This window comes from Streptomyces actinomycinicus (assembly GCF_016741775.1).
Lineage (GTDB): Bacteria > Actinomycetota > Actinomycetes > Streptomycetales > Streptomycetaceae > Streptomyces > Streptomyces actinomycinicus.
Genome location: NZ_JAERRK010000012.1, coordinates 182,836 through 205,088, shown reverse-complemented (window position 1 = coordinate 205,088; position 22,253 = coordinate 182,836). Strand labels below are relative to the sequence as shown.

At 70.4% G+C, this 22,253-nt stretch carries 19 protein-coding genes; 10 read left to right on the top strand and 9 right to left on the bottom strand.

The genetic code is table 11. The features are described 5' to 3' along the window. Positions 1 to 64: 64 nt before the first annotated feature. The gene (uvrA, locus tag JK359_RS23435) at positions 65 to 3,088 is read right to left on the bottom strand and encodes an excinuclease ABC subunit UvrA (protein ID WP_201838964.1); all 3,024 of its coding nucleotides are present in this window, start codon (positions 3,086 to 3,088) and stop codon (positions 65 to 67) included. A 224-nt stretch (positions 3,089 to 3,312) separates the two neighbouring features. Between uvrA and JK359_RS23430 the strand changes: the two genes are divergently transcribed. From JK359_RS23430 to JK359_RS23410, 5 genes are all read left to right on the top strand, one after another. Beyond that, positions 3,313 to 3,999 (top strand): maleylpyruvate isomerase family mycothiol-dependent enzyme, encoded by a 687-nt coding sequence (locus JK359_RS23430; RefSeq protein WP_201838957.1) that lies wholly within the window; start codon positions 3,313 to 3,315, stop codon positions 3,997 to 3,999. A 78-nt stretch (positions 4,000 to 4,077) separates the two neighbouring features. Continuing rightward, a complete protein-coding gene (locus tag JK359_RS23425) occupies positions 4,078 to 4,734 on the top strand; it encodes an MBL fold metallo-hydrolase (protein ID WP_201838956.1) in 657 nt (218 codons plus the stop codon). Positions 4,735 to 5,126: 392 nt separating this feature from the next. Further along, complete coding sequence (locus JK359_RS23420; protein WP_201838955.1) at positions 5,127 to 6,011, top strand: ABC transporter substrate-binding protein; 885 nt, start codon at positions 5,127 to 5,129, stop codon at positions 6,009 to 6,011. Continuing rightward, on the top strand, positions 6,008 to 6,919 hold the full coding sequence (locus JK359_RS23415) for an amino acid ABC transporter permease (RefSeq protein ID WP_201838954.1): 912 nt from the start codon (positions 6,008 to 6,010) through the stop codon (positions 6,917 to 6,919). Before JK359_RS23420 ends, JK359_RS23415 begins: the two co-directional genes overlap by 4 nt. Before the next feature lie 91 nt (positions 6,920 to 7,010). Then, entirely contained in the window at positions 7,011 to 7,739 is a 729-nt protein-coding gene (locus JK359_RS23410) for an amino acid ABC transporter ATP-binding protein (protein WP_201839063.1), read from the top strand. Between the two features lie 56 nt (positions 7,740 to 7,795). On the opposite strand, the gene aroQ is transcribed toward JK359_RS23410, so the two are convergent. Continuing rightward, positions 7,796 to 8,269, bottom strand: a complete 474-nt coding sequence (gene aroQ / locus JK359_RS23405; protein WP_201838953.1) for a type II 3-dehydroquinate dehydratase — start codon at positions 8,267 to 8,269, stop codon at positions 7,796 to 7,798. A 208-nt stretch (positions 8,270 to 8,477) separates the two neighbouring features. On the opposite strand from aroQ, the gene JK359_RS23400 reads away from it, so the two are divergent. Continuing rightward, the gene (locus tag JK359_RS23400) at positions 8,478 to 9,749 is read left to right on the top strand and encodes an MFS transporter (protein WP_201839062.1); all 1,272 of its coding nucleotides are present in this window, start codon (positions 8,478 to 8,480) and stop codon (positions 9,747 to 9,749) included. On the opposite strand, the gene JK359_RS23395 is transcribed toward JK359_RS23400, so the two are convergent. The 6 genes from JK359_RS23395 to JK359_RS23370 form a co-directional block, all read right to left on the bottom strand. Further along, positions 9,739 to 10,839 carry a calcium:cation antiporter gene (locus JK359_RS23395; RefSeq protein ID WP_201838952.1) on the bottom strand — a complete coding sequence of 367 codons (1,101 nt, stop codon included), beginning with the start codon at positions 10,837 to 10,839 and terminating at the stop codon, positions 9,739 to 9,741. The genes JK359_RS23400 and JK359_RS23395 overlap by 11 nt on opposite strands. Before the next feature lie 113 nt (positions 10,840 to 10,952). Continuing rightward, on the bottom strand, positions 10,953 to 11,954 hold the full coding sequence (locus tag JK359_RS23390) for a TerC/Alx family metal homeostasis membrane protein (protein WP_201838945.1): 1,002 nt from the start codon (positions 11,952 to 11,954) through the stop codon (positions 10,953 to 10,955). 222 nt (positions 11,955 to 12,176) lie between these two features. Then, positions 12,177 to 14,159 carry a TerD family protein gene (locus JK359_RS23385; protein ID WP_201838937.1) on the bottom strand — a complete coding sequence of 661 codons (1,983 nt, stop codon included), beginning with the start codon at positions 14,157 to 14,159 and terminating at the stop codon, positions 12,177 to 12,179. A 62-nt stretch (positions 14,160 to 14,221) separates the two neighbouring features. Beyond that, complete coding sequence (locus JK359_RS23380; RefSeq protein ID WP_201838935.1) at positions 14,222 to 14,800, bottom strand: TerD family protein; 579 nt, start codon at positions 14,798 to 14,800, stop codon at positions 14,222 to 14,224. 172 nt (positions 14,801 to 14,972) lie between these two features. Beyond that, on the bottom strand, positions 14,973 to 17,120 hold the full coding sequence (uvrB, locus tag JK359_RS23375) for an excinuclease ABC subunit UvrB (RefSeq protein ID WP_201838932.1): 2,148 nt from the start codon (positions 17,118 to 17,120) through the stop codon (positions 14,973 to 14,975). A gap of 40 nt (positions 17,121 to 17,160) precedes the next feature. After that, complete coding sequence (locus JK359_RS23370; protein WP_201838924.1) at positions 17,161 to 18,039, bottom strand: MHYT domain-containing protein; 879 nt, start codon at positions 18,037 to 18,039, stop codon at positions 17,161 to 17,163. Between the two features lie 281 nt (positions 18,040 to 18,320). On the opposite strand from JK359_RS23370, the gene JK359_RS23365 reads away from it, so the two are divergent. Both JK359_RS23365 and JK359_RS23360 read left to right on the top strand, forming a co-directional pair. Then, on the top strand, positions 18,321 to 19,193 hold the full coding sequence (locus JK359_RS23365) for a glycerophosphodiester phosphodiesterase (protein WP_201838922.1): 873 nt from the start codon (positions 18,321 to 18,323) through the stop codon (positions 19,191 to 19,193). A 41-nt stretch (positions 19,194 to 19,234) separates the two neighbouring features. Next, positions 19,235 to 19,789 (top strand): methylated-DNA--[protein]-cysteine S-methyltransferase, encoded by a 555-nt coding sequence (locus JK359_RS23360; protein WP_201838920.1) that lies wholly within the window; start codon positions 19,235 to 19,237, stop codon positions 19,787 to 19,789. A 16-nt stretch (positions 19,790 to 19,805) separates the two neighbouring features. On the opposite strand, the gene JK359_RS23355 is transcribed toward JK359_RS23360, so the two are convergent. After that, positions 19,806 to 20,237 (bottom strand): VOC family protein, encoded by a 432-nt coding sequence (locus JK359_RS23355; RefSeq protein ID WP_201838918.1) that lies wholly within the window; start codon positions 20,235 to 20,237, stop codon positions 19,806 to 19,808. Between the two features lie 100 nt (positions 20,238 to 20,337). Between JK359_RS23355 and JK359_RS23350 the strand changes: the two genes are divergently transcribed. Further along, entirely contained in the window at positions 20,338 to 21,246 is a 909-nt protein-coding gene (locus JK359_RS23350) for a pseudouridine-5'-phosphate glycosidase (RefSeq protein ID WP_201838916.1), read from the top strand. Next, complete coding sequence (locus JK359_RS23345) at positions 21,231 to 22,190, top strand: carbohydrate kinase family protein (RefSeq protein WP_201838909.1); 960 nt, start codon at positions 21,231 to 21,233, stop codon at positions 22,188 to 22,190. The genes JK359_RS23350 and JK359_RS23345 overlap by 16 nt, the downstream gene beginning before the upstream one ends. Positions 22,191 to 22,253 lie beyond the last annotated feature (63 nt).

Here is a 22,253-nt window from a genome sequence, read left to right as displayed (position 1 = left end):
CCGCCGTGACGCCGTGACCGGACGTCGTGACGGGAGGGTGTCGTAGCCGCCCTCCGGTCGGACGTCAGGCCTTGCGGGCCCGCGTGGTCTTCTTCGCGGGCGTGGCCTTCTTCGTGGCTGCCGCGGCCTTCTTGGTCGCGGTGTTGTTGGCCTTGGCCGTCACCGTCTTGCGGGCCGTCGACTTGGCCGCGGCCGTCTTCCGGGTCGTGGTCCGCGGCGCCTTCACCGGTTCCGCGTCGCTGATGCGGTCGGCGTCGAGGATCTCGCGCAGGAACTTCCCGGTGTGGCTGGCCGGGACCGCGGCCACCTCCTCCGGCGTGCCCTCGGCGACCACCAGACCACCTCCGGCGCCGCCCTCCGGGCCCATGTCCACGATCCAGTCCGCGGTCTTGATCACGTCGAGGTTGTGCTCGATGACGATGACCGTGTTGCCCTTGTCGACCAGTCCGCCCAGGACCTTGAGCAGCTTGCTGATGTCCTCGAAGTGCAGACCGGTGGTCGGCTCGTCCAGGACGTAGACCGTGCGTCCGGTGGATCGCTTCTGCAGTTCGCTGGCGAGCTTGACGCGCTGTGCCTCGCCACCGGAAAGGGTGGTGGCGGACTGGCCGAGGCGGACGTAGCCGAGGCCCACGTCGTGCAGCGTCTTCAGGTGACGGGAGATCGCCGGGACCGCCTCGAAGAAGTGCATCGCCTCCTCGATCGGCATGTTCAGCACCTCGGCGATGGACTTGCCCTTGTAGTGGACCTCCAGGGTCTCCCGGTTGTACCGGGCGCCGTGGCAGACCTCGCACGGGACGTAGACGTCCGGGAGGAAGTTCATCTCGATCTTGATCGTGCCGTCGCCCGCGCAGTTCTCACAGCGGCCGCCCTTGACGTTGAAGGAGAAGCGGCCGGGCTGGTAGCCGCGGACCTTCGCCTCGGTGGTCTCGGCGAAGAGCTTGCGGATGTGGTCGAAGACGCCGGTGTACGTGGCCGGGTTGGACCGCGGGGTGCGGCCGATCGGCGACTGGTCGACGTGCACGACCTTGTCGACCAGGTCGTCACCCGCCACGCGCGTGTGCCGTCCCGGGACGGTCCGGGCGCCGTTCAGCTCCCGGGCCAGATGGGTGTACAGGATGTCGTTGACCAGGGTCGACTTGCCGGATCCGGAGACACCGGTGACGGCCGTGAACACACCCAGCGGGAAGGACACGTCGATGTCCTGCAGGTTGTTCTCACGGGCGCCGTGCACGGTCAGCCGGCGGGACGGGTCGTGAGGGCGCCGTACGTCCGGCAGCGGAATCGCCTTGCGGCCGGAGAGGTACTGGCCGGTCTGGGACTCGGCGTTCTCGAGCAGTTCCTTCAGGGAGCCGCTGTGCACGACCTTGCCGCCGTGCTCGCCGGCGCCGGGGCCGATGTCCACGATCCAGTCGGCGACCTTGATGGTGTCCTCGTCGTGCTCGACGACGATGAGCGTGTTGCCCATGTCGCGCAGCCGCACCAGGGTCTCGATCAGCCGGTGGTTGTCCCGCTGGTGCAGACCGATGGACGGCTCGTCCAGGACGTACAGGACGCCGACGAGGCCGGAGCCGATCTGGGTGGCCAGGCGGATGCGCTGGGCCTCGCCGCCGGAGAGGGTGCCGGCCGCGCGGTTGAGCGACAGGTAGTCCAGGCCGACGTCGACCAGGAAGCGCAGCCGTTCGTTGACCTCCTTCAGGACCCGCTCGGCGATCTTCTTGTCACGGGCGTTCAGCCTCAGCTCACCCAGGAATTCCGCGCAGTCGCTGATCGACATGGCGGAGACCTCGGCGATCGACTTCTCCATGATCGTCACGGCGAGGACGATCGGCTTCAGACGCGAGCCCTCGCAGGAGGGGCAGGGCACCTCGCGCATGTAGCCCTCGAAGCGCTCGCGGCTGGCGTCGCTCTCGGCCTCGCTGTGCCGGCGCTTCACGAAGGGCACCGCACCCTCGAAGGGCGTGGTGTAGACACGCTCGCGGCCGTACCGGTTGCGGTAGCGCACCTCGATCTGTGTCTTGTGGCCCTGAAGGAGCGCCTTCTTGGCGCGCTGCGGCAGCCCCGCGAAGGGGATGTCCGTCCGGAAGCCGAGCGCGTCCGCGAGGGCGCCGATCAGGCGGCCGAAGTAGTCCTTGGTGTGCCCGTGCGACCAGGGGTGGATGGCGCCCTCGTCCAGGGACTTGTCCTCGTCCGGGACGATCAGCTCGGGGTCGACCTCCATGCGCGTGCCGATGCCGGTGCACTCCGGGCAGGCGCCGAAGGGCGAGTTGAAGGAGAAGGAGCGGGGCTCCAGCTCCTCGAAGGACAGGTCGTCGTACGGGCAGTACAGGTGCTCCGAGTACATGCGCTCGCGCTCGGGGTCGTCCTCGGGGAGATCCACGAAGTCGAGCACGACCATGCCGCCGGACAGGCCGAGGGCCGTCTCCACGGAGTCGGTGAGACGGCGCTTGGCCGATTCCTTCACGGTGAGGCGGTCCACGACCACCTCGATGGTGTGCTTCTCCTGCTTCTTCAGGGCCGGCGGCTCGGACAGCTGGACGGTCCGGCCGTCCACACGCGCGCGGGAGTAGCCCTTGGTCTGCAGGTCGGCGAAGAGGTCGACGAACTCGCCCTTGCGCTCGCGCACCAGCGGCGACAGCACCTGGAAGCGGCTCCCCTCCGGCAGCTCCAGCACCTTGTCGACGATGGCCTGCGGCGACTGGCGCGAGATCGGGCGAGCGCACTCGGGGCAGTGCGGCTTGCCGATGCGCGCGAAGAGCAGACGCAGGTAGTCATAGACCTCGGTGATCGTGCCGACGGTCGAGCGGGGGTTGCGCGAGGTCGACTTCTGGTCGATGGAGACCGCCGGGGAGAGGCCCTCGATGAAGTCGACGTCGGGCTTGTCCATCTGGCCGAGGAACTGCCGGGCGTACGAGGAGAGCGACTCCACGTAACGACGCTGGCCCTCGGCGAAGATCGTGTCGAAGGCCAGGGAGGACTTGCCCGACCCGGACAGGCCCGTGAAGACGATGAGCGAGTCGCGAGGCAGGTCGAGCGAGACATTCTTCAGGTTGTGCTCGCGCGCGCCACGGACGATGAGACGGTCGGCCACGCCGGTCCGCACCTTTCTTGAGAGAAGTGACAGGGGCGGGGCCCCCGTGCTTCTTCAGACTAGGGGGAGCCACTGACAACGCCGGTCGGATTGCCCGGTTGCATAACAACCCCCGACCATCCAGCATGCCCGACGCCACCTTCGACGATATAGCACGGGCTTTCGATTTACGGACGTGGTCGGGCACCTTCACCCGAAGGGGTGGCCGGACTAGGGTCGGCGCCATGATGGATCACGTTCATGACCTGGCCTGTGTACGTGAAGCGACCGATCGGCTCCTGACCGCGGTCGCCAAAATGGACAACGTCTCGCTCGCCGAGCCGTCACGGCTTCCGGGCTGGAGTCGCGGCCACGTCCTCGCCCACCTCGCCCGCAACGCGGACGCCCTGGTGAACGTCCTGGAGGGCCGTCCCATGTACGCGAGCGCCGCGCAGCGCGACGCCGACATCGAGCGCGACGCCTCGCGGACCCTGGAGGCGCACGTCACCGACCTGCGCGAGAGCGCGGGCCGCTTCCAGGCGGCCGGGGACGCCCCCGCGGACTGGACGCGCACCGTGGAGCTGCGCCACGGGATCACCGACTCCGCGTCCCGGGTGCCGTTCCGGCGGTGGGTGGAGGTGGAGCTGCACCACGTCGACCTCGGGATCGGATACGAGCTCGACGATCTTCCGGCGGAGTTCCTCGAACGGGAGACCGACTTCCTCACGGACCGTTTCTCCGGTCACGCCGACGTCCCGGCGACCCGCGTCACGGACGGCACGCGCGCGTGGACCACCGGGCGCGAGGCGGACGCACCCGAGGTCACGGTGACCGGCCGGCCGGCGGACCTGGTGGGCTGGCTCGCCGGGCGCCGCGACGGGGCGGCACTGGACACGCAGGGCGGGACGCTGCCGAAGCTGCCCCCGCTGTAGCGGCGGCGTCGGTGGCACCACAGCCCTCCGCAGCGCTACAGCCGTCCGCCGGCGCCCCTGCGCTATAGGCTGATCGCCATGACGTACTCCGGAGAGGTCAGGGTCGGCGGACCGGCGGACGTGCACGAGCTGAAAGACCTGATGATCACCAAGATCGCGGTCGGCCCGATGGACAACAACGCCTATCTGCTGCGCTGCCGGGCCACCGACGAGCAGCTTCTGATCGACGCCGCCAACGAGGCGGGGACGCTCCTCGGCATGATCGGTGACGACGGCATCGCGTCCGTCGTCACCACGCACCAGCATGGGGACCACTGGCAGGCGCTCGCCGAGGTCGTGGCCGCCACACGCGCGCGTACCTACGCGGGCCGCGACGACGCCTCCGGCATCCCGGTGCCCACCGACGTGCTGGTCGACGACGGTGACGTGATCCGGGTGGGCCGGGTGGAACTCACCGCGCGCCACCTGGTCGGGCACACGCCCGGCTCCATCGCGCTGGTCTACGACGACCCGCACGGCCACCCGCACGTCTTCACCGGCGACTGTCTCTTCCCCGGCGGCGTCGGCAACACGCGCAAGGACCCGAAGGCGTTCGCGAGCCTGATCCACGACGTGGAGACGAAGATCTTCGCGGCGCTGCCGGACGAGACGTGGGTGTACCCAGGGCACGGCAACGACACCACGCTGGGCGCGGAACGGCCGCACCTGCCGGAGTGGCACGCGCGCGGGTGGTGAGTTCCCGGTTCGGGACGCGGTGGTGAGTTCTCGGTTCGGGACGCGGGTGGTGTTCTCGGTTCGGGAAGTGAGCCCGGGACCGGCGCACGCGCCCGGCGTACGGCTCGCATTGCGCGCCCCGTGTGAACGTTTCGCACGCTTCCGCTACGCGTGCGCGCTCCCGCCGGCCGGTGCCGCGCAGTCAACTGGTAGCAGCCCCGCACAGGATGACGGCTCCTGGGCGGCAGGGGCCGCCGGTCTCCAACCCCGCCCTCGGCCGGCGGCCCGGGCTTCGGCACGCGCGCGTGACGTGCATTCATCCGCGTTCACACGGCCGCAACACCCGTTCCCAGTATGCGGACAACGACCGTCGTGACATGGACAGACGCCGTTTTCGCTGCCACTCTCCGGCCATGCATCCTGCCCCCCGCGCCCTGCGCCGCGCAGTAGCCGCCGCCACCGTAGCCCTGCTCGCCACCGCCGTCGGCTGCGCTCCGCAGCCCGAGGACGAGGCTTCGGCGTCCCCCTCCGGGACGGCCGGCAAGAACTGCGCCCAGGGCAAGTTGGCGACCAAGACGTCCGGGAAGCTCACGATCGCGACCGACGAGCCGGCGTACGAGCCGTGGTTCAAGGACGGCGAGCCCGCCAACGGCAAGGGCTTCGAGTCGGCGGTCGCCTACGCCGTGGCGAAGCGGCTGGGGTACGGCAAGAACGCGGTCGTATGGCAGAAGGTGCCGTTCAACAAGGCGTTCGCACCGGGTGCGAAGACCTTCGACTTCGACGTCAACCAGGTGTCGATCAGCACGGAGCGCAGGAAGGCCGTGGACTTCTCCACCGGCTACTACGACGTGCGCCAGGCCGTCATCGCGCTGAAGGGCGGCAAGGCAGCCACGGCGGCGAGCATCACGGACTTGAAGAAGCTGAAGCTGGGCGCCCAGGTGGGCACCACGAGCCTCGACTACATCAGCGACGTGGTGAAGCCGGAGCAGGACGCCGCCGTCTACGCCAAGAACGACCAGGCCAAGTCCGCGCTGAAGAACGGTCAGGTCGACGCCGTCGTCACCGATCTGCCGACCGCGTTCTACATCACCGCCGCCGAGGTGACGAACGCGAAGATCGTCGGCCAGTTCGAGAACCAGGGCGGCGCGCCCGAGCAGTTCGGTCTCGTGCTCGACAAGGGCAGCGCGCTGACCTCGTGCGTGTCCGGCGCCGTCGACGCCCTGCGCAAGGACGGCACGCTGGCCGGGATCGAGAAGCAATGGCTGTCGGAGGCCGTCGACGCCCCGGTGCTCAAGTGACGGTCACCAAGGGGGACCCGCCCCGGGAGGGCGCGGCCGGGAGGTCCGGGGGCGCCGGTGACGCCTACGTGCCCTCCGAGCGGCGCCTGGAACGCGAGCGGTACCGACGCGCGCGTGCCCGCCGGGCCACGGCGGTCGCGGCCGTCTCGACGCTCGTCACGGCCGCCGTGCTCTGCCTGGTCGTCGTCGGCGCCCCGGGCTGGCCGCGCACCAGGGAAACCTTCTTCAGCGCCCACTACGCGCGCGAGGCGCTCCCGAAGGTCGTCGAAGGACTCTGGCTGAACGTGCGCCTGATGCTGGTGTGCGGTGTCGCCGTGCTGGTTCTCGGCATGCTGATCGCCGTGGCGCGGACACTGCGCGGGCCGGTGTTCTTCCCGCTCCGGGTGCTGGCTGCGGCGTACACGGACTTCTTCCGCGGACTGCCGCTGATCATCAACCTGATGATCGTGGTCCTGGGCGTCCCGGCGTTGCGGCTGCAGGGCGTGACGGTCGATCCGGTGCTGCTGGGCGGTACGGCGCTGACGCTGACCTACTCGGCGTACGTGGCGGAGGTGTTCCGGGCCGGCATCGAGTCCATCCACCCCTCGCAGCGTGCGGCGGCCCGCTCTCTGGGCCTGTCCAACCGGCAGACGCTGCGCCATGTCGTGCTGCCGCAGGCGGTGCGCCGGCAGGTGCCGCCGCTGCTCAACGACCTGGTGTCGCTGCAGAAGGACACCGGTCTGGTGTCGATCGGCGGTGCGGTGGACGCCGTGCGCGCGGCCGACATCATCGCGGGCCGCAGTCTGAACTACACGCCGTACGTCGTCGCCGGGCTGGTGTTCGTGGCGCTGACCATCCCGATGACCCGGTTCACGGACTGGGTGACGGCCCGGATGGACCGGCAGCGGGCTCAAGGAGGATCTCTGTGAGCACCCGGGAAGGATCCCTGTGAGCACGAACGAGAACACAGCCGAGAGCAAGCCCGTGAGCACGCCCCTGAGCAACGCGCCCGTTCTGCGCATGGAGTCCGTCCGCAAGACCTTCGGTGGGGCGGTCGTCCTGCGGGACGTCGATCTGGAAGTCGCCCCGCACACGGTCACCGCGCTGATCGGCGCCTCCGGCTCGGGCAAGTCCACGCTGCTGCGGTGCGCCAACCTCCTGGAGGAGATCGACGACGGCGCGATCTGGCTGGACGACGAGGAGATCACGGACCCGCGCGTCGACCAGGACGCGGTACGGCGCCGGATCGGCGTCGTCTTCCAGGCGTACAACCTCTTCCCGCACATGACCGTGGTCGACAACATCACGCTCGCCCCGCGCCGGGTGCACGGCGTCTCCCGGGGGGAGGCCGAGGAACGGGCCAGGGAGCTGCTGGAGCGCCTCGGACTCGCCGGCAAGGCTGATGCATACCCCGACCGGCTCAGCGGCGGCCAGCAGCAGCGTGTGGCGATCGCACGGGCGCTCGCCGTGCGTCCCCGGCTGTTGCTGCTGGACGAGATCACGGCCGCCCTCGACCCCGAACTCGTGGGCGAGGTGCTGGAGGTGGTGCGCGGTCTGAAGGACGAGGGCATGACCATGGTGCTGGCGACACACGAGATGGGCTTCGCGCGGGACGTCGCCGACCAGGTGTGCTTCCTCGACGGCGGGGTCGTGCTGGAGCGCGGCACCGCCGAAGAGGTCTTCGCCGACCCGCAGCAGGACCGCACACGACGCTTCCTGCGGCGGATCGTCGAGGCGGGCCGACTGTAGCCGCGCCCCAGGCCATGCGCCCCCGGGGCCACCCCGCAGGGCATGCGTGCGGGGGGCTACGCGTCGGCTTGTGCCGCCCCCAGCAGGGCCGCGACCCGTTCCACGCCGAACACGTAGCCCTGCACCCCGCAGCCGGCGATCACGCCGTCGGCACGCAGCGAGACATAGGAGTGGTGCCGGAACGACTCCCGCTGGTGGATGTTGGAGATGTGCACCTCCAACACCGGCATGCCGTCACAGGTGTTGAGCGCATCCAGGAGCGCGACCGAGGTGTGCGAGTAGGCACCCGGGTTGATGACGATCCCGCAGTGGTTCAGCCGTGCCTCGTGGATCCAGTCGACCAGTTCGCCCTCGTGGTTGGACTGCCGGAGGTCCACCGTGCCGCCGTGCACCGCTGCCGCCTTGGCGCACATCGCCTCCACGTCGGCCAGCGTGTCCCTGCCGTAGATCTCGGGCTGGCGCTGGCCGAGCAGGTTCAGGTTGGGCCCGTTGAGGATCATGATCGGGGCGTTGGCCAGGGTGCGGGGCACGGTTCCTCCGGTCCTTCGGGGCGGTACGTCGACGACCGCTGCTCGCACCCGGTCTATCACGGTGGCCGGGGCGGGCGGTGTGCCGTGCGCGCCCTCACCACGGCGTGCACTCCGGGCCCGTGATCACTCCTGTACGCCCCCGTAACTCTTGATCACTACGGGTAGTTGACGCAATATGCGCCCTGCACGCTCCGTGAGCACACCGTCCATGCTGCGGCTCGCCGCCGCCTCACTCGCCGGGACGGCGATCGAGTTCTACGACTTCTTCGTCTACGGCACCGCAGCGGCCCTGGTTCTGGGGCCGCTGTTCTTCCCGACGTTCTCACCTGTCGCCGGGACGCTCGCGGCGTTCGGGACGTTCGGGGTGGGGTTCGTGGCCCGGCCGCTGGGCTCGGTGCTGTTCGGGCACATCGGGGACCGGCACGGGCGACGACCGGTGCTCGTCGTCTCACTGCTGCTCACCGGCGCCTCCACGGTCGCGGTCGGCTGCGTGCCGTCGTACGGGGCGATCGGTGTCGCCGCCCCCGTACTGCTGCTTGTCCTGCGCTTTCTGCAGGGCCTGGGGCTCGGCGGCGAGTGGGGCGGGGCGGTGCTGCTCACCGCCGAGCACGCGCCCGCGCGGCGGCGTGCCCTGTGGTCGAGCTTCCCGCAGGTGGGACCTGCGTTCGGCTTCGTACTGGCCAACGGGGTGATGCTCGTGCTGTCGGCGGCGCTGTCCGACGCCGAGTTCGCACGGTGGGGCTGGCGCGTGCCCTTCTGGGCGGCCGGCGTGCTCGCACTGGCCGGTCTGTGGCTGCGCTCGTCGCTCGCGGAGAGCCCCCGGTTCCTGGAGATCGACGACCACGCGCGTGTGCCGCTCGTCGAGGTCGTACGGCACCACGGGCGGCTGGTGCTGCTCACGGCCGGGGCGCTGGCCGTCGGTTACGCCGTGTTCTACGCGGTGACGACCTGGTCCCTGGCGTACGCGACGGAACGGCTCGGGGTGAGCCGGACGGTCATGCTGACGTGCATCATGGCCGCGGTGGTCGTGAAGGGAGCACTCACCCCGCTCATGGCGCTGCTCGGCGACCGCTACGGACGCCGCCCGATGTGTCTGACGGGCTGCACGGCCTGCGTCCTGTGGATGCTCCCGATGGTGGCGCTGCTGGCGACCGGCGAGCCGCTGCTGATGTTCCTCGCCATCCTGGGCGCCCTGCTCGCCTTCGTGACCATGTTCGCGGTGATCGCGGCCTATCTGCCGGAGCTGTACGAGGCACGGGTGCGCTGCACGGGCGCCGCCGTGGGCTACAACCTCGGCGGGGTCCTCGGCGGCGCGCTAACCCCGGTCGTGGCCACGGCGCTCGCGGAGCGGGGCGGACGGGTCCCGTGGGGCGTGGGGGTCTATCTGACCGGCATCGCACTGCTCAGCCTGGTCTGCTTCGCGCTGCTGCCCGAGACACGGCCGGTACCCGTGGCGGCGGTGGAGCCGGTCACGGGTTGACCGCGAGTTCCAGGTAGGCCGCGAAGAGGACCAGATGCACGCCGCCCTGCAGGGGAGTGGCCCGGCCGGGCACCACCGTGAGGGAACTGACCACCACGGTGAGCGCGAGCAGCAGCATGTGGGTCGCGCCGAGGCCGAGGACGAGCGGCCCGGACAGCCAGACGGAGGCGAGGGCCACGGCCGGGATGGTCAGGCCGATGCTGGCCATCGCGGAACCGAGGGCCAGGTTGAGGCTGGTCTGCACCCGGTCCCGGCGAGCGGAACGCAGTGCGGCGATCGTCTCCGGCAGCAGGACGAGCAGGGCGATGACGACGCCGACGACCGCCTGCGGCAGTCCCGCCGCGGCCACGCCCGACTCGATCGTGGGCGAGACGCTCTTGGCCAGGCCGACGACCCCGACCAGGGCCAGGCCCAGCAGTCCGAGGCTGACCCACGCGGTCCGCACGGGCGGGGGTTCGGCGTGGGCGTCGGCGGTGATGACCTCGCCCTCGCGGGTGGTGGGCAGGAAGTAGTCACGGTGACGCACGGTCTGGGTGGTCACGAACAGGCCGTAGAGGATCAGTGACGACAGTGCGGCGAAGGTCAGTTGGATCGTGGAGAACTCGGGCCCGGGCTTGCTGGTCGTGAAGGTCGGCAGCACCAGGCTGAGCGTGGCCAGCGTCGCCACGGTCGCCAGCGCCGCGCCGGTGCCCTCCGGATTGAAGACCGCCGTGCCGTGCCGCAGGGAGGCGACGAGCAGGCAGAGTCCGACGATGCCGTTGCAGGTGATCATCACGGCGGCGAAGACGGTGTCCCGGGCCAGGGTGGAACTCTTGTCGCCGCCGTCCGCCATGAGGGTGACGATCAGGGCCACCTCGATGATCGTGACGGCGACGGCGAGCACCAGCGAACCGAAGGGTTCGCCGACCCGGTGGGCGATCACCTCGGCGTGGTGCACCGCCGCCAGCACGGCACCGGCGAGGACGAGCGTCACCAGGGCCACGACCGCACCGGGCAGGTCCCGGCCCCAGGTGAAGACCAGCAGGACGACGGCGAGCACCGGCACGAGGATCGTCCATGACCGGGTGAGCGACCGGAGCCGAGTGATCATGCGGCGATCGTCGCAGAGCTGCACAAGATCTGCATTCCGCTCTTTTCGGATACCTCTCGTCCTTTCCGGTGCGGGCCCGGCGCCGGCGGAACCGGGCCCGCGTCGTGCCGGGGTCAGGCGTCGACGGTGTCCTTCGCGGCACCTTCACCGCCGGCGCGCGCCGCCTCGGCGGCCGCTTGCTTCCTGGAGGCCATCAGGCTGGTGATCGTGGTGACGGCGAGGACCGCGCAGATCACACCGAGGGAGACCGGGATGCTGATCTCGGGCACGTGGACACCGGACTCGTGCAGGGCGTGCAGCACCAGCTTGACGCCGATGAAGCCGAGGATGATCGACAGACCGTAGGAGAGGTGGACCAGCTTCCTGAGCAGTCCGCCGATGAGGAAGTACAGCTGACGCAGACCCATCAGGGCGAAGGCGTTGGCGGTGAAGACGATGTACGGGTCCTGGGTGAGGCCGAAGATCGCCGGGATGGAGTCCAGGGCGAACAGGACGTCGGTGGTGCCGATGGCCAGCATCACGACCAGCATCGGCGTCATGACGCGCTTGCCGTTCTGCTGGATCCACAGCCTGGTGCCGTGGTACCGGTCGGCCACGCCGAACTTGCGCTCCGCGGCCTTCAGCAGCTTGTTCTCCTCGTACTCCTCGTCCTCCTCGTCGGCGCGGGCCTCCTGGACGAGCTTCCAGGCGGTCCAGATCAGGAAGGCGCCGAAGAGGTAGAACACCCAGGAGAAGCTGGCGATGATCGCGGCTCCGGCGGCGATGAAGACGGCCCGCAGGACCAGCGCTATGAGGACACCGACGAGCAGGACGCGCTGCTGGTACTGGCTGGGCACCGCGAACTTCGCCATGATCAGGACGAAGACGAAGAGGTTGTCGACGCTCAGCGACTTCTCGGTGATGAAACCGGCGAAGAACTCGCCGGCGGGCTGTCCGCCGCCGAAGAGGAGCAGGCCGAGGCCGAAGAGGCCGGCCAGGGCGATCCAGACGACGGTCCAGATGCCCGCTTCCTTGATCGACACATCGTGCGGCTTGCGCCCGATGAAGAAGTCGACGGCGATCAGGGCGGCAAGGCCCACGATGGTGAGGACCCACAGGGTCATGGAGACTTCCACTGCACCTCCGGCATTACGTGACGGCAAACACATCAGCGTTGTTGCTGCCGGAGGTCTCTTCCACCCGCGATGGGCCGACGCCCCGGGACCGGATCCGGTCCGTACTGACGGGTGCGCCGCAGTCAGGGAGTACTCCCCTCCGTACGGAAAAGAGTACCCAATCACCAAGGAACGGTAAAGGGGCAAGTAAAAGGAACACCAAAAAGGCAGGTCAGGCGATCTTTACCTGTACTTGGTCCGACTTCTGGCCACCTCGGCGAGCACCTCCTCCAGGACCCGGCTGCCGACCGGGACGAGCGAGGGTTCGAAGGTCCAGGCGTGGCCGATCCACGGGTCCGCGAGGTGGTCGTCGGGCAGCGGGGTCAGTCGCAGCAGCGAACGCCACAACGGGTCGAGCAGGGGGCCGTAGGCGGTGGCGTCCTCGCGGTCCGCGACGAGCAGCAGGTGTACGCCGACGGCCGGGCCCTCATCGGCGAGATAGCGCAGACGGGTCACCGCCCGGTCGTCGAAACCGTGCGGGAAGTCGTTGACGATCAGGAGCTGCTGCGCGGTGTCCACATCGGCCGGCAGCGCTTCGGCCATGCCGCCGCGCATCGCCATCTGCACCAGGTCCACTCGCCGGGTCAGCGACTCCAGGACCTGTGCGACCCCCGCCGCTCCGGCGCCGGGGGGCGCCCCGAGCACTCCGGACCGCGTCAGCGGCAGCAGGGCCCGGGACCCGGCTCCGGCCGGGTCGATGACCTGCACGGCGAACTCCCCCGGCGGGTGGACGGCGAGCAGGCGCGCGGCGAGGGCGGCCGCCGTCTCCATGGCCAGGTGCCGCAGCTCGGCGGAGTCCGCCCGGAAGTCGTCACCCGGTGTCGGGCCGCTGTCGATCCACAGACCTCGTTCCAGCGGCAGTCTGACCAGCAGGGGGATGCTCAGCGGCACGCTTTCGGGGAGATGGAGGTCGCCGAGCCGCAGGGCCATCGGCGGCTCGGCCGGGGACCGGTAGGCGTGCCAGACGGGGTTGTCCCAGCGGGCGTAGGCGGGCGGAAGCGCGGGTTCCACCACCTCGGCCTCGGCGGTGAGCTGAGCCAGGTCGCGGTCGAAAGCCGCGCGGGCCTGGTCGGTCAGCTGGGTGTGACGAGCGTGGGCCACCTCCCGGGCGTCATCGGCCCCCGTGCCGAGCCGGAGGCGCGGGTCGGCGAGAAGCTGGTCCAGCTCCTTCTCCAGGCGGGAGTCGGCGAAGTCGACGGCGCTGCGGTAGGCAGCCGTGGTGCGGGCCAGGTCCTCGAACATCCCCCAGACCTGGTTGTACAACCGTTCCTCCATCGTCCAGCCCACGGCGTCCCCCGCGACGGGCTGCGCCGGCTCCCCGTCGGCGGCCGGGGCGGCAGTGGGTGACGGCGGGGGCGGAGTGCGGTGCGCGCGACGGGGGTGCGTGTAGTCGACCGGGCCGCCGGAGTGCTGGTGATCCGGGCCGGTGGCGCGGAGGTGCTGGTCGGCGCGGCTCGCGTCGGCGCTGTCGTCGGGCCTCAGCGGGTACGGCGGCGTCGGCTCCGCCGGTCCGGGCCCGGAGGTGACCTGAGGGTCGGCGGAGGCAGCCAGTGGGTCGTGCGCGGGAGCGGTGTGGGGGTCGAACGCGGTCGAGGGTGCCGGCACCGCGCGGGCCAGGCGATCGGTCACCGCTTCCTGGACGGCTGCCGCAAGGTCGGCGGCGTCATGCAGCCCCTGGTCGGCGAGGAGCGCGGCGAGACCGGCCGCATAGCCCTGGCCGAGGGCCCGGACCTTCCAGGCGCCCTGCCTGCGGTACAGCTCCAGGGCGAGGACGGCCGCTTCGGTGTCCAGGCCGGTGAGGGTGTAGCTGGCGATTTCGGTGCCGTCGCGCCCGCTGACCGCGGTGTGCGGGGCGGGGACGGCGCCGAAGCGGAGCGGGCCCGCGGTACCGGTGGGCAGGGCGAGGAACACGTCGAGGCGGTGCACCGCCTCGGGCAGGGCGGCGAGGTCGACGGCCAGGCGGTGCTCGGCCGCGGCCTGCCGGGACACCTCGATGCCCGGCAGGGCGGGGGCGCCGGGGTGGGCGACCCACTCGGTGCCGTGCACCGTGCCTTGTTCGTCGCCGAGTGTGGCCCCGGCGACGACCGGCACCCCGGCCGAGATCCGGATCTCCAGCCGGACCTCGGACAGCGGGTGGTTCTGCCCCCGCACCAGCTCGGCGGTCATCGCCCTCGCCCCCTGTGTCGTGATGTCGTGCGGGCCGCGCCGGGTCAGCGGGCGGTCCGGTCCTACAGGTGCGGCAGGATCGCCGGCATCAGGTCCTGGAAGGTACGGCCGTTGGCCGGGGTGCCGATGGCGGTCATCGTCCAGCCGGAGCCGGCCCGGTGCACCTTGGCCATGATCTGGGCGGTGTACTCGCCGCCGCCGGCCAGCGTGTAGCGGGCGAGTTCCTGGCCGTTGGTCTCGTCCACGAGGCGGCAGAACGCGTTCTGCACCTCCTGGAAGGTCTGGCCCGTGAAGGAGTTCACGGTGAAGACGATCTGGTCGATGTGGACCGGGACGCGCTGCAGGTCCACCAGGATGGCTTCGTCGTCACCGCCCTGGCCGACGCCGCCGACGAGGTTGTCACCGGTGTGGCGCACGGAACCGTCGTCACTCACCAGGTGGCGGAAGAAGACGACGTCGACGGGCTGCTTCTCGGCGAAGAGGACGGCCGAGGCGTCCAGGTCGATCTCGCGCGTGCGGGAACCGAACAGGCCACGCCGCTTCGCCGCCTGCCAGCCGAGCCCCATGCGGACCGCGCTCAGAGAAGCCCCGTCCTTCTTCTCCAGGCTGATCGCCTGACCCTTGCTCAAGTTGACGGACACGGCTCAATCCCCTCTCGACGGTCCCCTGTTGCCGCGCCGTGCCGTTGCTCGCACCGCGCGGTTGTCCAGAACACTACGCAGAGGCACTGACAGTGCCGAACCCCGGCCCACGCTTTGTGTCGGTGTTGCAACACTTGGCGTAAATGCCGAGGTCCGGCACGACGGGAGGGACTCAGGCGAGTCCGGCCTCACGCATCTGGCGCAGCTCCTTCTTCATCTCCGAGACCTCGTCGCGCAGCCGGGCGGCGATCTCGAACTGCAGCTCCGCGGCCGCGGCACGCATGCGTTCGGTCATCTCCTCGATCTGCTCGGCAAGCTCGGCCGCCGGGCGGTCCGTGGGCACCGCCTTGCCCTTGGCGGATTTGGCGGCCTTGCCGGCCTTCGCGCCCGTGGCCGCCTTGTCGCCGAGCGAGGGGACAGGGGCCTTGGCGCCCTTGCCGTCCTTCGACTTGCGGTAGCCGGAGCCGAGGAGCTGTTCGGTGTCGACCTCCTCGCGGGCGATCTGCGCGACGATGTCGTTGATCTTCTTGCGCAGCGGCTGCGGATCGATGCCGTTCGCCTTGTTGTAGGCGATCTGCTTCTCCCGGCGACGGTTGGTCTCGTCGATGGCTCTCTCCATCGCCGGGGTGATCTTGTCGGCGTACATGTGGACCTGGCCGGAGACGTTGCGCGCCGCGCGGCCGATGGTCTGGATCAGGGAGGTGCCCGAGCGGAGGAAGCCCTCCTTGTCGGCGTCCAGGATCGCCACGAGGGACACCTCGGGCAGGTCCAGGCCCTCACGGAGCAGGTTGATGCCGACCAGGACGTCGTACTCACCGGAACGCAGCTCGCGCAGCAGTTCGACACGGCGCAGGGTGTCGACGTCGCTGTGCAGGTAGCGGACCTGGATGCCGAGTTCCAGGAAGTAGTCGGTGAGGTCCTCGGCCATCTTCTTCGTCAGCGTGGTGACCAGGACCCGCTCGTCCTTCTCGGTGCGCTTGCGGATCTCGTGCACCAGGTCGTCGATCTGGCCCTCGGTGGGCTTGACGACGACCTCGGGGTCGACCAGGCCGGTCGGGCGGATGATCTGTTCCACGACGCCGTCACCGCGGGACAGCTCGTAGGTGCCCGGGGTGGCCGACAGGTAGACGGTCTGCCCGATGCGCTCCTGGAACTCCTCCCACTTCAGCGGACGGTTGTCGAGGGCGGAGGGCAGGCGGAAGCCGTGGTCCACGAGGGTGCGCTTGCGGGAGGCGTCGCCCTCGTACATCGCGCCGATCTGCGGGACGGTGACGTGCGACTCGTCGATGACGAGCAGGAAGTCGTCCGGGAAGTAGTCCAGCAGCGTGTTCGGCGCGGAGCCGGGCAGGCGGCCGTCGAAGTGCATCGAGTAGTTCTCGACACCGGAGCAGGTGCCGATCTGGCGGAGCATCTCGATGTCGTACGTGGTGCGCATCCGCAGGCGCTGGGCCTCCAGGAGCTTGCCCTGCTTCTCCAGCTCGGCGAGGCGCTCCCCCAGCTCCTTCTCGATGTCGTTGACGGCCCGCTCCATGCGCTCGGGGCCGGCGACGTAGTGGGAGGCGGGGAAGACGTACAGCTGCTGGTCGTCGCTGATGATCTCGCCGGTGAGCGGGTGGAGCGTGGACAGCGCCTCGATCTCGTCGCCGAACATCTCGATGCGGACGGCCAGCTCCTCGTAGACCGGGAAGATCTCGATGGTGTCGCCGCGGACCCGGAAGGTGCCCCGGGTGAAGGCCATGTCGTTGCGCGTGTACTGGATGTCGACGAAGCGGCGCAGCAGCTCGTCCCGGTCGATCTCGTCGCCGACCCGGAGGGGAACCATACGGTCCACGTACTCCTGGGGAGTACCGAGGCCGTAGATGCAGGACACGGAGGCGACGACGACGACGTCGCGGCGGGTGAGCAGCGAGTTGGTGGCCGAGTGCCGCAGGCGCTCGACCTCCTCGTTGATCGAGGAGTCCTTCTCGATGTAGGTGTCCGACTGCGGGACGTAGGCCTCGGGCTGGTAGTAGTCGTAGTACGAGACGAAGTACTCGACCGCGTTGTTCGGCAGCAGCTCGCGGAACTCGTTCGCCAGCTGGGCGGCCAGCGTCTTGTTCGGCGCCATCACGAGCGTGGGGCGCTGGAGCTGCTCGATCATCCACGCCGTGGTGGCGGACTTGCCGGTGCCGGTCGCGCCGAGCAGGACGACGTCCTTCTCACCGGACCGGATGCGCTTGGCCAGGTCGGCGATGGCCGTCGGCTGGTCGCCGCTGGGCTGGTAGGGGCTGACGACCTCGAAGGGCGCCACCGTGCGTTCGATGTGGGAAACGGGCCGCATGCCATCCACCGTACGACCCCCCACTGACAACGGGTTCCGATCAGCGGTTCTGCGGAGTGCGGGCCCTGTGGTGCCCGGGCCTGCGGGCCGGCGGGCGGCCGGCGTGCAGGGCGGGGCGGCGGTCCGTGTGGGAGGCGACCTCGGTGGCCGGTACCCCGGGTTTGTGCTCGCCGTCGCGCCAGCCGGGCCGGCCCGTCACCATCAGCGGATCGAAGATCACGACGACGCCGGCCAGGAGCAGGAAGGCGAGCGGCCCGATCAGCATCGGCGCGAGCGCGGACGCGGCCGGTGCGCCGGCGACCGCGTGGGGGGCGCCGTCGAGGTGGACGCCGAGTGCGGCCATCCCGGTGTAGTGCATGCCGGTGACCGCGAGTCCCATGACGAGGCTCGCGCCCACGCTCCACAGGAAGCCGCGGACGCGCCCGGCGGCCCACAGGGCTGCGGTGGCGGCGACGACCGCTATGACGACGGAGACGGCGACGGTGAACGTGTTGTAGGTGAACCGTCCGTGGAAACGGACGCCCGCCATCCCGAGGTAGTGCATCGAGGCGACGCCCAGACCGGTGATCGTGCCGCCGGTGAACAGCGGGGTCCCGGTGGCGCCCCGGTAACCGACGATGAAGATCCCGACGCCGACCATGAGGATTGCGAGGCCGAGGCTCGCGTAGGTCATGGACTTGTCGTAGTGGAGCGGTGCCTCGTTGATGGAGAAGCCCATCATGGCGACGAAGTGCATGGTCCAGATGCCGGAGCCGATCGCCGCCGAGCCGAGGGCCAGCCAGGCGGGGCGCCGGGAGTGTGTGACCAGCAGGGACCGGGTGGTGCACCGCAGGCCCAGGGCACCCCCGAGGCAGGCCATCAGGTAGGCCACTACCGGGGTGACGGCCCCGTAGCTGAATCCGTCGACCGTGCCTTGCATCCGCGGCTGCCTTTCCGCCCTGTTGCGTCCCGGAAATACCTGAAATATGCCCCCGTCCCAGGACCGCTCCGGCGGTCAGGGTTTTCGCAGAGAGTATGACCCCCACCGGAATGGTCGAACGATTTTCCGGCAAAGAAACACGCCCTTGCCTCACTTGTGCGGCACCCGTGAGCGTGCTGGGACATCTCCATTCAATCTGTGGTCATCGTGCACCCCGGGTGCCGTTGACCGTCTGCTGTCAGTCTGGTGCTGTCGGTGTTCGTCGACGCGAGGGAGTACGCATGTACGCACGCGTGGTTGCCGCCATGGTCGCCGCAGGTCTGGTCACGACGGCGATACTGCTGAGCCCCACCTCACGCGCGCGTGCGGGCGAGCACGGCGTGCCCACGGTGATCGCGCACCGGGGTGCCTCCGCCTACGCTCCCGAGAACACGCTGGCCGCCATCGACAAGGCCGCCGAGCTGGGCTTCACCTGGGTCGAGAACGACGTCCAGCGCACCAAGGACGGCCGGCTGGTCGTCCTGCACGACGACAGCCTGCAGCGCACCACGAACGTCGAGGACGTCTTCCCCGGACGGGCGCCGTGGAAGGTGAAGGACTTCACCGCCGCCGAGGTCGCCCGGCTCGACGCGGGCAGCTGGTTCTCCCCCGCGTACGCTGGCGCGCGCGTGCCGACGCTGGACCAGTACCTGCGCAGGGTCGAGGGCAACCACGGGAAGCTGCTCCTGGAGATCAAGAACCCGGAGCTGTACCCGGGCATCGAGCAGGAGACGCTGAAGCTCCTCGGCAACGAGGGCTGGCTCGACCGCGGGCACCTGGAGCGGCTGATCGTGCAGAGCTTCAGCGCCGGCAGCGTACGCACCGTCCACGAGCTGAGGCCCGCGGTCACCACCGCCTACCTCGGTACGCCGACCGTGGCGCAGCTCCACTGGTTCGCACGCTTCACCGATCTGATCAATCCCTCGTACGGGTCGCTGTCCCTGGGCTACGTCGCTGCCGTGCACGCCTTCGACGGACCGCACGACAAGCCGCTCGGGGTGTTCGCCTGGACGGTGAACGACGCGGCCACCGCCCGCCTGGTCGCCGGCTACAGGGTCGACGGGGTCATCACGAACAAGCCCGACGTGGTGCGGGCGGCACTCGGCACGGACTGAGCCGGGCGGGCGTTGTCAGTGCCGGGTCGTACCGTGGGCACATGGACAGCCACGGGCAGGTTGAGCAGCGGGTCGTGTGGGCCGTCGTCGGCACGGACATCGGCCCGCTGATGCTGGCGGCGACCCGCGAGGGCCTCGTCAACATCGTCTTCCACGCCTCGGACGCGGTGCGCGACCGGGCGCTGGAGCGGCTGGCCGCACGGCTGGGCGGCGGCACCCTGGAAGATCCGGACGCGCCGCTGCTGGCGGAGGCGATACGCCAGGTCAGGGCGTATTTCGCGGGTGACCGGCACGATTTCGACCTGCCGCTGGACTGGTCGCTGATCTCCGGCTTCAACCGGCAGGTGCTGCGCGAGCTGGCGTCCGGTGTGCCGTACGGCACCGTCGTCGGATACGGCGACCTGGCCGGGCGGGTCGGCCAGCCCGGCGGGGCACAGGCGGTCGGGGCGGCGATGGGCGCCAACCCGCTGCCGGTGGTGGTGCCCTGCCACCGCGTGGTCGAGAGCGACGGTGGCATCGGCGGCTTCGGGGGCGGCCTCGAGACCAAGCGGAAACTGCTCGCCCTGGAGGGTGTGCTGCCGGAGCCGCTCTTCTGACCGGCCCGGGACGCCGCTAGTCGTCGTAGTGGCGGGCCTCGAAGACGTTGCCGTCGGGGTCGCGGAAGTAGAAGCTTCGGGTGGCGTCGCCCCGGGCGCCGGAGGAACCGTGGTCGATGTCCGACACGGGGACGCCGCGTTCCTCGAGACGCGCGCGCAGGGCGTCGAAGGCGTCGGCCGGCAGAGCCAGGCAGATGTGGTTGACCGGGTGGCCGGCGCTGTCGGCGGAGCCGGGCAGCATCCGCATGCGTTCGGCGAGGGTGCGCGGGGCGAGGTCCAGAATGGTCTCCTCGTTGACGCGGACGGATGGGAAGGACACCTTCCCCTCGGCGAACTCGGCGACCTGGAGCGGTTCGAGACCGACGGCCGTCTCGTAGAAGCCGGCTGCGGCGACCGGGTCGGACACCCACAGGACGACATGATCGAGACGCGTGGTGTTGTTCGTCATGCGGCCCAGGCTGGTGGTCTCCCCCACAGGCCGCAAGCGTTTATCCGGGGCCGGTGACCGCCAGAGATGAGGCAAGGACCGACGGACAGGAGGCGGGCACGTGGTGCTGGTGGTGTCGGAAGAAGTCCGGGCGGCGATCGACGCGCGGCAGCCGGTGGTGGCCCTGGAGTCCACGATCATCGCGCATGGCCTGCCCCGCCCGCGCAATCTGCAGGTGGCGCTGGAGCTGGAGGAGGCGGTGCGCCGGGAGGGTGCCGTGCCGGCCACCGTCGCCGTGCTCGACGGACGCCCCCGGGTCGGCCTGGACAAGGAGCAGCTGGAGCGGGTCGCGAACCAGGACGGCATCCGCAAGCTGGGCCACCGTGATCTGCCGCTCTCCGTCGCGGCGGGGGTGAGCGGGGCGACCACCGTGTCGGCCACGGCGCAGCTGGCAGCGCTGGCCGGGATCAGGGTGTTCGCGACGGGCGGGCTGGGCGGTGTGCACCGCGAGTGGACGGTGACGCAGGACGAGTCGGCCGACCTCGGGCTGCTGGCCCGTACCCGGATCACGGTGGTGTGCGCGGGCGTGAAGTCGATCCTCGACGTGCCGGCGACGCTGCAGCGGCTGGAGACGCTGGGTGTGGCCGTCGCCGGGTACGGCACGGACCGGTTCCCCGGCTTCTACCTGTCGGACTCGGGGCATCCGGTCGACTGGCGGCTGGACACCCCGGAGCAGGTCGCAGCCGTCATGCGCGCCCAGGACGCGCTGGACACGCCGGCATCGACGTTGATCGTCGCGAACCCCGTCCCGGAGGCCGAGCAACTCGATCCCGAGCTGCACGCGCGCGTGCTCGCCGACGCGCTCCGCGCCTGCGGGGAACAGGGCGTCATCGGGCAGGCGGTGACGCCGTTCCTGCTGGACTACCTGGTCCGGTACACGGACGGCGCCTCGCTGAGCGCCAACCTGGCGGCGGTGCGCGGCAACGTACGGCTGGCGGCACGGATCGCCACGGCGTGGACGAGGGGGTGACCGCGGGCCGGAACGGTGCGCTGCTGGTCGTCGGAGACGTGGTGACGGATGTGGTCGCCCGGCACCGGGGGCCGCTCGCGGGCGGCACCGACACGACCGCCGTGATCCGGACGCTGCCGGGCGGCGCGGGCGCCAACGTGGCCTGCTGGGCCGCCCATGCGGGCTGTGCGGACGTACGGCTGATGGGGCGGGTGGGCGCGGACGCCGCCGCGTGGCACGAGCGGGAACTGGTGGCGGCGGGGGTGCTGCCCCGGCTGGTGGTGGATCCGGAGGCGGCGACCGGGACGGTGATCTGCCTCGTCGACACGGGCGCAGCGGCCGAGCGGACCTTCCTTACGGACAGCGGTGCGGCCCTGCGGCTGTGCCCCGCCGACTGGTCGGACGCGCTGCTCGACGGGGTGGACCGGCTGCATCTGTCGGGCTACCTGCTGTTCGCGGAGCCGAGTCGGGAGCTGGCCGAGACGGCGCTGGCAGCAGCACGCGCGCGTGGCGTGCCGGTCAGTCTGGACCCGGCATCGGCCGGCTTCCTGGCGGAACTGGGGGCGGACCGGTTCCTGGCGTTCGCGCGGCAGCTGGACCTGCTGCTGCCCAGCCGGGACGAGGCCTGCCTGCTGACCGGCCTGCCGGATCCCGCGGACGCGGCGGCCGAGTTGAGCCGTCTCGTGCCGATGGTGGTGGCCAAGGCAGGCGCGGACGGGGCGTTGGTGGCCCGCTCCGGCGCCATACGCGCCCGGGTCCCGGCCCTGCCGGTGGTGCCTAGGGACACCACGGGTGCGGGCGACGCCTTCACCGGCGCCTTCCTCGCCGCGCTGGTCGCGGGCGCGGCGCCGGAGGAGGCGGCGGAACGGGGCTGCCGTGCGGGTGCGGAGGCGGTGGAACGGGTGGGCGGCAGACCGCCGCATCCGCAAAGCGGGGGACAGGTGGTGTCCCGACAGGCCAGTTGACTTTCCCTTCGCCCATCGTTGCGCTCGACCAGCATCCATCGCTGTGGTCAGCCCCTTGGCCCG